Origin of the sequence: Rhizobium sp. P32RR-XVIII (assembly GCF_012641395.1) — a bacterium.
Taxonomy (GTDB): Bacteria; Pseudomonadota; Alphaproteobacteria; order Rhizobiales; family Rhizobiaceae; genus Rhizobium.
In genome coordinates this window covers 1-7,314 of the sequence record NZ_JABAIH010000053.1, presented here as the reverse complement: position 1 = coordinate 7,314, position 7,314 = coordinate 1, and the positions used below count along the sequence as shown (strand labels likewise).

Genomic DNA, 7,314 nt, shown 5'->3' with positions numbered 1-7,314 from the left:
CAGATGGCACGGCACGCAAACTCATGAGTGCCGACAAGCTCCGCGCACTCGGCTGGTCGCCTAAGATAGGGCTGAAGCAGGGCATCGCAGACGCTTATCGCTCCTTCCTTGATGGGCATTATCTCGAACGCAGCAACGGGGTGCAGCGTGATGGCAGCGGTCGAAATGCTCATTGAAGCCAGACCTATCTAGATGTTTAGTCCCGGCATTTGGTGGGTAAGCGATCAGCCGATAACGTCAGGCTTGAAGTTCCAGGGCATGAGCGCTTCGATTCGGATGCTGGCCAGTCTGGGATAGTCCCGCCGCGGGCGGAATAAAACCCGGCCACCTATTTTCCTTCTGCATCGGCGCCATTCGCCCGGTCTCAAACACGACAAGGCTGCATATCGGAGCCTTGGCCAGGACCACTTCGATAGCGGCTGGTGTCGATGCCACTTTGCCTTGATGTGCAATCGCGCCATCACGGTCCAGATGTGCGTCCCCCTTCCATCGAGACATCCAATCCAGCAAAATACTCCATGGTCAGTCTCCTCCTTCTATGACGGAGCCGATCTTAACCGGCCTTTGCAGAAGAGCTCTCGACCATTACCCGATGTTGGAAAAACTCGCTTTTCGTCAGAGGCCTTAATTTCACAGGGCCGTGGGCTCAGCATTCCGCGCGCACTGCTCGACCGAACCTTCCGAATTGTCGAAACCTACACTGTAGGTCAGCTAAGGCTTAAGCACATCTAAAATCCCCATCCAAACCGCCAATCCCGATTGGCTCCGACAATCCTAGAGTGGGGTTGGGTGGGGTTAAACCAAAGGACAAATGAGCATGCCACGAATTCAGAAATTCTTCCCGAAGTATTATGGACCGAGATAACTCTTAGGACTAGCCTCCAAGTTGCCACCTGAGGGGGCAAATGCCTGCAACTACAATCTGAAGGAAGCGCAGCATGACTGACGCGCCGAAGCAGAATGATCCCAGCCGTCGAAGAACTGGAGCGGAAACTCTCAGCCGATGGGGAATTTGCGACAAGCCCCTGCGGGACGACCTTCAGGCCCATACGAATTGCACTTTTTTCCCCGCGACAAAAAGTACAATTCGGCGTACTGCCCCAATTTGGGCGACGCGAAATTCTGCAAATATTTCAAAAAGTAACTCCGGATCAATTTAAAGATTGCGGCAGCAATGTGGCGACGCTTCTCAAGAACTTACTGTCGTTCTGCTGTTGCGCCCTACCGAAAGCTGAACTATTAACCCCCGCCGTAACCCGGATTAACTAGAAATGATTAACCGGCAAACACAAAGCAGTACCACCATATTCAAAGGTTAGGAATACGACATGACGACGTACTACGTAGCGACGACCGGCAGCAACGGTAACGGCACCGCCTCCTCCCCCTGGCGCACGATCAGCGAGGCGATGGCGGCGGACCTTAAGCCTGGCGACGAGGTCGTCGTGAAGGCGGGAACGTACCGCGAGCAGGTCGTGGTGAGTAAGGACGGTGCAGCGGACAACTACATCACGCTGCGCTCGGAAGTGCCCGGCGGGGCGCTGATCCGGCCGCCTTCTTCGGACACCTATAGCACGCTTAATGTGCGAGCGGACTACATCAAGATCGAGGGCTTCGACGTCGTTGGCGGCGGCGGACACGCGATCGACGTCGACGGCTCGCACCATGTGACGGTCAAGGGCAACATCGCGCACGACAGCGGCGGCTCGGGCATTACCACCACCAAGTCGGATTGGCTGACGATCGAAGACAACGACGTCTACGGCAATACCGCGACGAATGGCTACCAGGCCAGCGGCATCTCGCTCTGGCAGAACGTGGATCTCGCTGCCGGCAATGCCGAGTTCCGCAACATCATCCGGAACAACGTGACGCACGACAACGTGGAAGGAGCCGCCATTACCTCGGAACACACGGACGGAAACGGGATCATCATCGACGGCTTTCACGACACCAACTACAGCCACGGCACTTTGATCGAGAATAACCTCTCCTACGGCAATGGTGGCAAGGGGATCCACGTCTTCCTGAGTGACTACGTGACGGTGCGCAACAACACGGCCTGGCACAACAACCACGACAACGCCAACAAGGGAACCTGGAGGGGCGAACTGAGCAACGCCATGGGCAGCCACAACACCTGGGTGAACAACATCGGGGTGGCGGACCCGGGAACGAACTCCTCGAACCGAGCCATCAACAACGTGACCACCAACGGATACGTGAACCAGGACGTGAACTGGGACAACAACATCACCTTCAACGGCACGTCGGGCCAGGCCTCGGTGCTTTCGGATTACGGGATGCCGAGCACGGCGAACGGCAACAAGCTTGGCATCGACCCGAAGTTCGTCGCGGCGGCGAGCGGCGACTTCCACCTCGGCTCCGGCTCGGCGGCGATCGACGGCGGAACCAACAAGTACGGCGTCGGCTCGTTCGATTTGGACGGCGACAACCGCGTGGTCGGAACCGTCGACATCGGCAGCTACGAATCCGGCAGCCAGCCCACGACGCCGACGCCGACGCCGACTCCGACGCCGACGCCGACGCCGACGGTCTACACCGGCACCGAAGGCAACGACAACATGCCGTTCAGCGGCCAGTCCAACGGCGGTAACGAGACCTTCAAGGGTCTCGGCGGCAACGATGTGCTCAAGGGCGGCGCCGGCGCGGATACGCTGGACGGCGGCAACGGCACCGACACGGCGACCTATGCCGGTTCGACGGCGGTCAGCGTCAACCTTCAGACCGGTGCCGCCACGGGCGGTCATGCTGCGGGCGACAAGCTCGCTAGCATCGAAAACCTGACCGGTTCCAGCTATAACGACGTGCTGACCGGCAACGGCGGCCGCAACGTCCTCAATGGCGGTGCCGGCAAGGACATCCTGACGGGTGGTGCCGACGCGGATACCTTCGTCTTCAAGCAGGCGACAGATACCGGTTCCGGTTCGAACCGCGACAGCATCACCGATTTCCAGAAGGGAACGGACAAGATCGATCTGTCGGCAATCGACGCAAACGGATCTGCGGCGGGTGATGGCACCTTCCATTTCATCGCCAAGGAGAACGCCTTGTTCGACAAAGCCAAGGGCGCACTGGCCTGGCACCTGCAAGACGAGTCGGGTACCGCGAACGATATCACCGTCATCCAGGCCGACACGAACGGCGACGGCGTTCATGACTTCGAGATGCAGCTGCACGGGCTCGTCCAGCTTTCGGCAAGCGATTTCATCCTCTAAAGGCCTTAGGTGCGGCGGTCGTCAGGCCGCCGCACCGATCGTATGCCAACCTCGAAATGACAGGCGATGATCGCCTGCGGCAGCATGAGCGGAATCTAAACTTGTCCAGCAACAACAACATTAAGCCGCCACAGGTCTTTCTTGTGGCAGTGCTTTCCTCGCTGAAGAAGACCTTTCTCGGCATTGGCGCGACCAGCGCGCTCGTCAACATACTCGCCTTGACCGGCTCATTCTTCATGCTGCAGGTCTATGATCGTGTCATTCCCGGACGCAGTCTGCCGACGCTCGTTGGTCTCGGCATTATTGCCGCAACGCTCTACGCGTTTCAGGGGATTCTCGAACTCGTCCGTTCGATGCTTTTGGTGCGCATCGGCCTGTCGGTCGACGAGCGCTTCGGAGAAACTGTCTACGGTTCCCTCGTTTTGTTCCCGTCGCGCATGCAGGTGCCCGGAGACGGTCTTCAGTCAGTGCGCGACCTGGATTCTGCCAGAGGGTTTCTGTCAGGGCCGGGACCAACGGCTTTGTTCGATCTTCCCTGGATGCCGTTTTATCTCGGCCTGTGCTTTTTGTTTCATGTCTGGATTGGTGTGACAGCTCTGGCCGGCGCCTTGGTGCTTGTTGGGCTAACGATCCTGGCCGAACGGAAGTCGCGTGAGCCGGCGAAGGAGGCAGCGAAGATCGTGTCGGAACGGACGGCTCTTGCGGAAGCAACACGGCGAAACTCCGAAGCCGTTCTTGCGATGGGTTTCGGCCATCTGCTTGGTAAGAAGTGGAGCGAGATCAACCGTCGCTATCTCAGCAATCATCTACGTGCAACGAACGTAACCGGTACGCTCGGTACACTCTCCAAAATCTTGCGAATGATGCTGCAGTCCGCCGTGCTTGCTGTTGGGGCGTTGCTTGTCATTCGCCAGGAAGCCTCGGGCGGGATCATGATCGCCAGTTCCATCCTTGTCAGCCGCGCATTGGCGCCGGTCGAACTGGCGATCGGCCAGTGGAAGGGATTTGTTGCAGCGCGCGACAGCTGGTCTCGGCTGCTGAAACTGGCGCAACTCATGCCGGTGGACGAGCGCGAGATATCGCTTCCCAAACCGGCGAGCGCACTGAAAGCCGAGAGCCTGCATCTGGCGGCTCCCGGCTCAAAGATGTCGGTCATACGCGGAGTCTCCTTCGACTTCACGGCAGGAGAAGCCGTCGGCGTCATCGGGCCTAGTGCCTCGGGCAAATCCTCGCTCGCTAGAGGTCTCGTCGGTTTGTGGCCGCCGATCGCAGGCACGGTTCGCCTGGACGGCGCATCGCTGTCGCAATGGGATCCGCGAGCGCTTGGCGAACACATCGGATATTTGCCGCAGGACGTCTCGCTGTTTGGCGGATCGATTGCCGAAAACATCGCCCGCTTCGATCCGGACGCATCATCCGACAAGATCATTGCTGCCGCAAAGGCCGCCGGCGTCTACGACATGATCGTGCAGTTCCCCGAAGGCTTCGAGACAAAGATCGGCGAGCAGGGATCGGCACTGTCGGGCGGACAGCGGCAACGCGTTGCTCTGGCAAGAGCGCTCTACGGCGACCCCTTCCTAGTCGTTCTCGATGAACCTAACTCAAATCTCGATGCGGAGGGGGAGGCGGCGTTGTCACGCGCGATCCTGGGTGTGCGGGCCCGCGGCGGTATTGCTGTCGTCATCGCTCATCGCCCGAGCGCGCTTGCTGCGGTCGACAAGGTCCTCGTCTTGGCGGACGGCCAGATGCAGGCGTTCGGTCCGAAGGACGAGGTGCTCAGAAAAATGACGCAACCGGCGTCTCCGCCTGTTCGACTGATCGCACGCGAGGATATGGCACAATGAAACATGATCATGCTCCGCTTGCCGAGCGCGCCATCCGGCGGCTGACGCTGATTGCGCTCGCTGCGATCGTTCTTCTGGTCGGCGTCCTTGGAGGGCTTGCCGCGACGGTCCGTCTTCAGGGCGCGGTCATTGCTGCCGGCACGCTGGTCGTCGACAGCTATGTCAAACCGGTTCAGCATCAGAAGGGCGGTACGGTAGGAGAGGTGTTCGTCAAGAACGGTGATCGTGTCCAGGCTGGCCAGATACTTGTGCACCTGGATGATACGGAAACGCGTGCCAATCTTGCGATCGTTTCGAAGCGGTTGAAGGAACTCGCCGCTCGGACAGCTCGCCTTTCTGCGGAACGGGATTCGAGCGAGACGATCGTGTTTCCTGAGAAGCTTCTCAAGGAGCGAGGCGTTGTTGAGGTGGCAGCGATGCTCGATGGCGAGCAACGGCTGTTCAACGATCGACGCTCATCCAAGGTGGGTCGCAAGGCGCAGTTGACCGAACGAGTTCGCCAGCTTTCGAAGGAAGCGGAGGGGCTGACTTCTCAGCAGGATGGTAAGCGGCAGGCGATCGCCATCATCAATAAGGAACTCGCCAGCCTGCAGCCATTGCTCGATCAGGGCATCATCCCGGCAACACGGGTCTATGCCTTGCAGAGAGACGCTGCTGATCTCACCGGTGGACTTGGCAGTTTGGTTGCCTCTGCGGCCGAAACCAATGGCAAGATCGCCGAAACCCAGTTGCAGATCATCCAGGTCGATGATGACCAGCGGACCGAGGTTTCGGACCAACTGCGTCAGGCCGAGAGCGAAATTGGCGAATATTCCGAGCGTCTCGTCGCCGCCGAAGACGAGTTGCGGCATATCGATATCCGCGCTCCGCAGGCAGGCATCATCCATCAGCTTGCTGTTCATGCGCCAGGGGCGGTTGTCACGCCCGGTGAGGCGATCATGCAGATCGTGCCGGACGCCGACGCCCTGACGCCCGAAGTCAAGCTCTCGCCTCAGGATATCGATCAGGTCGTGGTGGGGCAGCAAGTAACGCTTCGGTTTTCGGCGTTCAGTCAGCGGACCACGCCGGAGCTGAATGGCCGGGTTTCAAAGATCGCGGCCGATCTGACGACCGACCAACGAACCGGGCAGAGCTACTATAGCCTCAGGGTCTTCGTTCCAGAGACCGAATGGGCGCGGCTGGGCAATCTCACACCCGTCGCTGGGATGCCGGTGGAGGCTTTCGTTCAGACGGGCGAGCGGACGGCGCTGGCCTATCTCGTAAAGCCGCTCACCGACCAGGCGGCTCGAGCGTTCAAGGAAGAATGACAAGATTGTATAGCGCGACGATCAGGATGAGACGCGGGCGACAATCTAGATGAGATTCTTATGCCGCGGTCGGGATGAAGGTATCATGTTGATTGTCGCTGGCAAGAGTTTCATCGTGGTCTGATTGCCGCTCCGCGACAAACTGTGAGGTGCCTTTGATTATCGCGAATGAGGCTGGCCTGCCGCGCTGGCGTTTGGCTTCCATCGCGGAACGTCGCCGGTAGCTTCCGACATTCATCTCGAAGATCGTTGCGTGATGAACAAGTCGGTCTACCGCGGCAAGTGTCATGGCTGGGTCGGGAAAGACGCGATTCCATTCTCCAAAGGGCTGATTGGCGGTGATCATGATGGAACGCCGCTCACATCTTGCGGAGGTGAGTTCGAAGAGCGCGCTCGTTTCGGCCTGGTCCTTGGTGACGTAGGCCAGGTCGTCGAGGGTGAGCAGATCGAATTTGTCGAGCTTTGCGATGGCTGCTTCGAGCTGGAGCATGGGCGCGGCCTCATGGCAACGTCAGCAGATGCGTGCATCCGATGAAGACATCGAGGCGATCGTCGAACACGCGAACCCGCAGCCTATGTCCAATCAGGCGGGAAGGCACGGTGTAGAAGACCTTGCGCAAGGTGAAGCCGCCGGGGCATTGTAAACTTAGCAGGCGGCGGCCACAGTGGGATCTATAGGCTACGATCAGGTAGCCTGAAGACAGGCGATCTCACGCCACATCCGCATCGCGGCTCCTCGCAGCTCTCGATGATGGTCCGCGGGAATGTCGTGGCGGGGAATGCGGAACAGGTTGGCAGGCTCCGTAACATTAACCGTCGGTCGATTTCGGCATGTGATGAATGGGCATGACGAATATTGCCCGTGACCCACTTTATCGCCGCCACAGATTTCCCGCTGAGGTGATTGCCCATGCGGTCTGGCTG

At 59.2% G+C, this 7,314-nt stretch carries 4 protein-coding genes and 5 pseudogenes; 6 read left to right on the top strand and 3 right to left on the bottom strand.

Annotated features, from left to right (window positions below):
• Positions 1 to 176: pseudogene (locus tag HGP14_RS36140) on the top strand (GDP-L-fucose synthase); the annotation flags it as partial.
• Positions 177 to 342: 166 nt separating this feature from the next.
• Here the strand turns inward: HGP14_RS36140 and HGP14_RS34840 are convergent.
• Positions 343 to 520: pseudogene (locus HGP14_RS34840) on the bottom strand (IS110 family transposase); the annotation flags it as partial.
• Between the two features lie 808 nt (positions 521 to 1,328).
• On the opposite strand from HGP14_RS34840, the gene HGP14_RS34835 reads away from it, so the two are divergent.
• Genes HGP14_RS34835 through HGP14_RS34825 form a run of 3 tightly spaced genes read left to right on the top strand, consistent with a single transcriptional unit; the run spans position 1,329 to position 6,390 of the window.
• Positions 1,329 to 3,239, top strand: coding sequence for a M10 family metallopeptidase C-terminal domain-containing protein (locus tag HGP14_RS34835; RefSeq protein WP_168834335.1), 1,911 nt, complete (start codon positions 1,329 to 1,331; stop codon positions 3,237 to 3,239).
• Between the two features lie 56 nt (positions 3,240 to 3,295).
• Positions 3,296 to 5,083 carry a type I secretion system permease/ATPase gene (locus tag HGP14_RS34830; protein WP_168834334.1) on the top strand — a complete coding sequence of 596 codons (1,788 nt, stop codon included), beginning with the start codon at positions 3,296 to 3,298 and terminating at the stop codon, positions 5,081 to 5,083.
• Complete coding sequence (locus HGP14_RS34825; RefSeq protein WP_168834333.1) at positions 5,080 to 6,390, top strand: HlyD family type I secretion periplasmic adaptor subunit; 1,311 nt, start codon at positions 5,080 to 5,082, stop codon at positions 6,388 to 6,390. The genes HGP14_RS34830 and HGP14_RS34825 overlap by 4 nt, the downstream gene beginning before the upstream one ends.
• A gap of 58 nt (positions 6,391 to 6,448) precedes the next feature.
• Here the strand turns inward: HGP14_RS34825 and HGP14_RS34820 are convergent.
• Positions 6,449 to 6,877 (bottom strand): annotated as a pseudogene (locus HGP14_RS34820) (ATP-binding protein); the annotation flags it as partial.
• A gap of 1 nt (position 6,878) precedes the next feature.
• Between HGP14_RS34820 and HGP14_RS34815 the strand changes: the two are divergent.
• Complete coding sequence (locus HGP14_RS34815) at positions 6,879 to 7,034, top strand: hypothetical protein (RefSeq protein WP_168834332.1); 156 nt, start codon at positions 6,879 to 6,881, stop codon at positions 7,032 to 7,034.
• Between the two features lie 41 nt (positions 7,035 to 7,075).
• On the opposite strand, the pseudogene HGP14_RS36940 reads toward HGP14_RS34815, so the two are convergent.
• Positions 7,076 to 7,189: pseudogene (locus HGP14_RS36940) on the bottom strand (IS6 family transposase); the annotation flags it as partial.
• A gap of 47 nt (positions 7,190 to 7,236) precedes the next feature.
• On the opposite strand from HGP14_RS36940, the pseudogene HGP14_RS36135 reads away from it, so the two are divergent.
• Positions 7,237 to 7,314 (top strand): annotated as a pseudogene (locus HGP14_RS36135) (IS6 family transposase); the annotation flags it as partial.

Excerpts from the sequence above, each read along its gene's own strand:
- HGP14_RS34830 (WP_168834334.1), top strand. The coding sequence starts at position 3,296 with ATGACAGGCGATGATCGCCTGCGGCAGCATGAGCGGAATCTAAACTTG.
- HGP14_RS34835 (WP_168834335.1), top strand. The coding sequence starts at position 1,329 with ATGACGACGTACTACGTAGCGACGACCGGCAGCAACGGTAACGGCACC.
- HGP14_RS34815 (WP_168834332.1), top strand. The coding sequence starts at position 6,879 with ATGGGCGCGGCCTCATGGCAACGTCAGCAGATGCGTGCATCCGATGAA.
- HGP14_RS34825 (WP_168834333.1), top strand. The coding sequence starts at position 5,080 with ATGAAACATGATCATGCTCCGCTTGCCGAGCGCGCCATCCGGCGGCTG.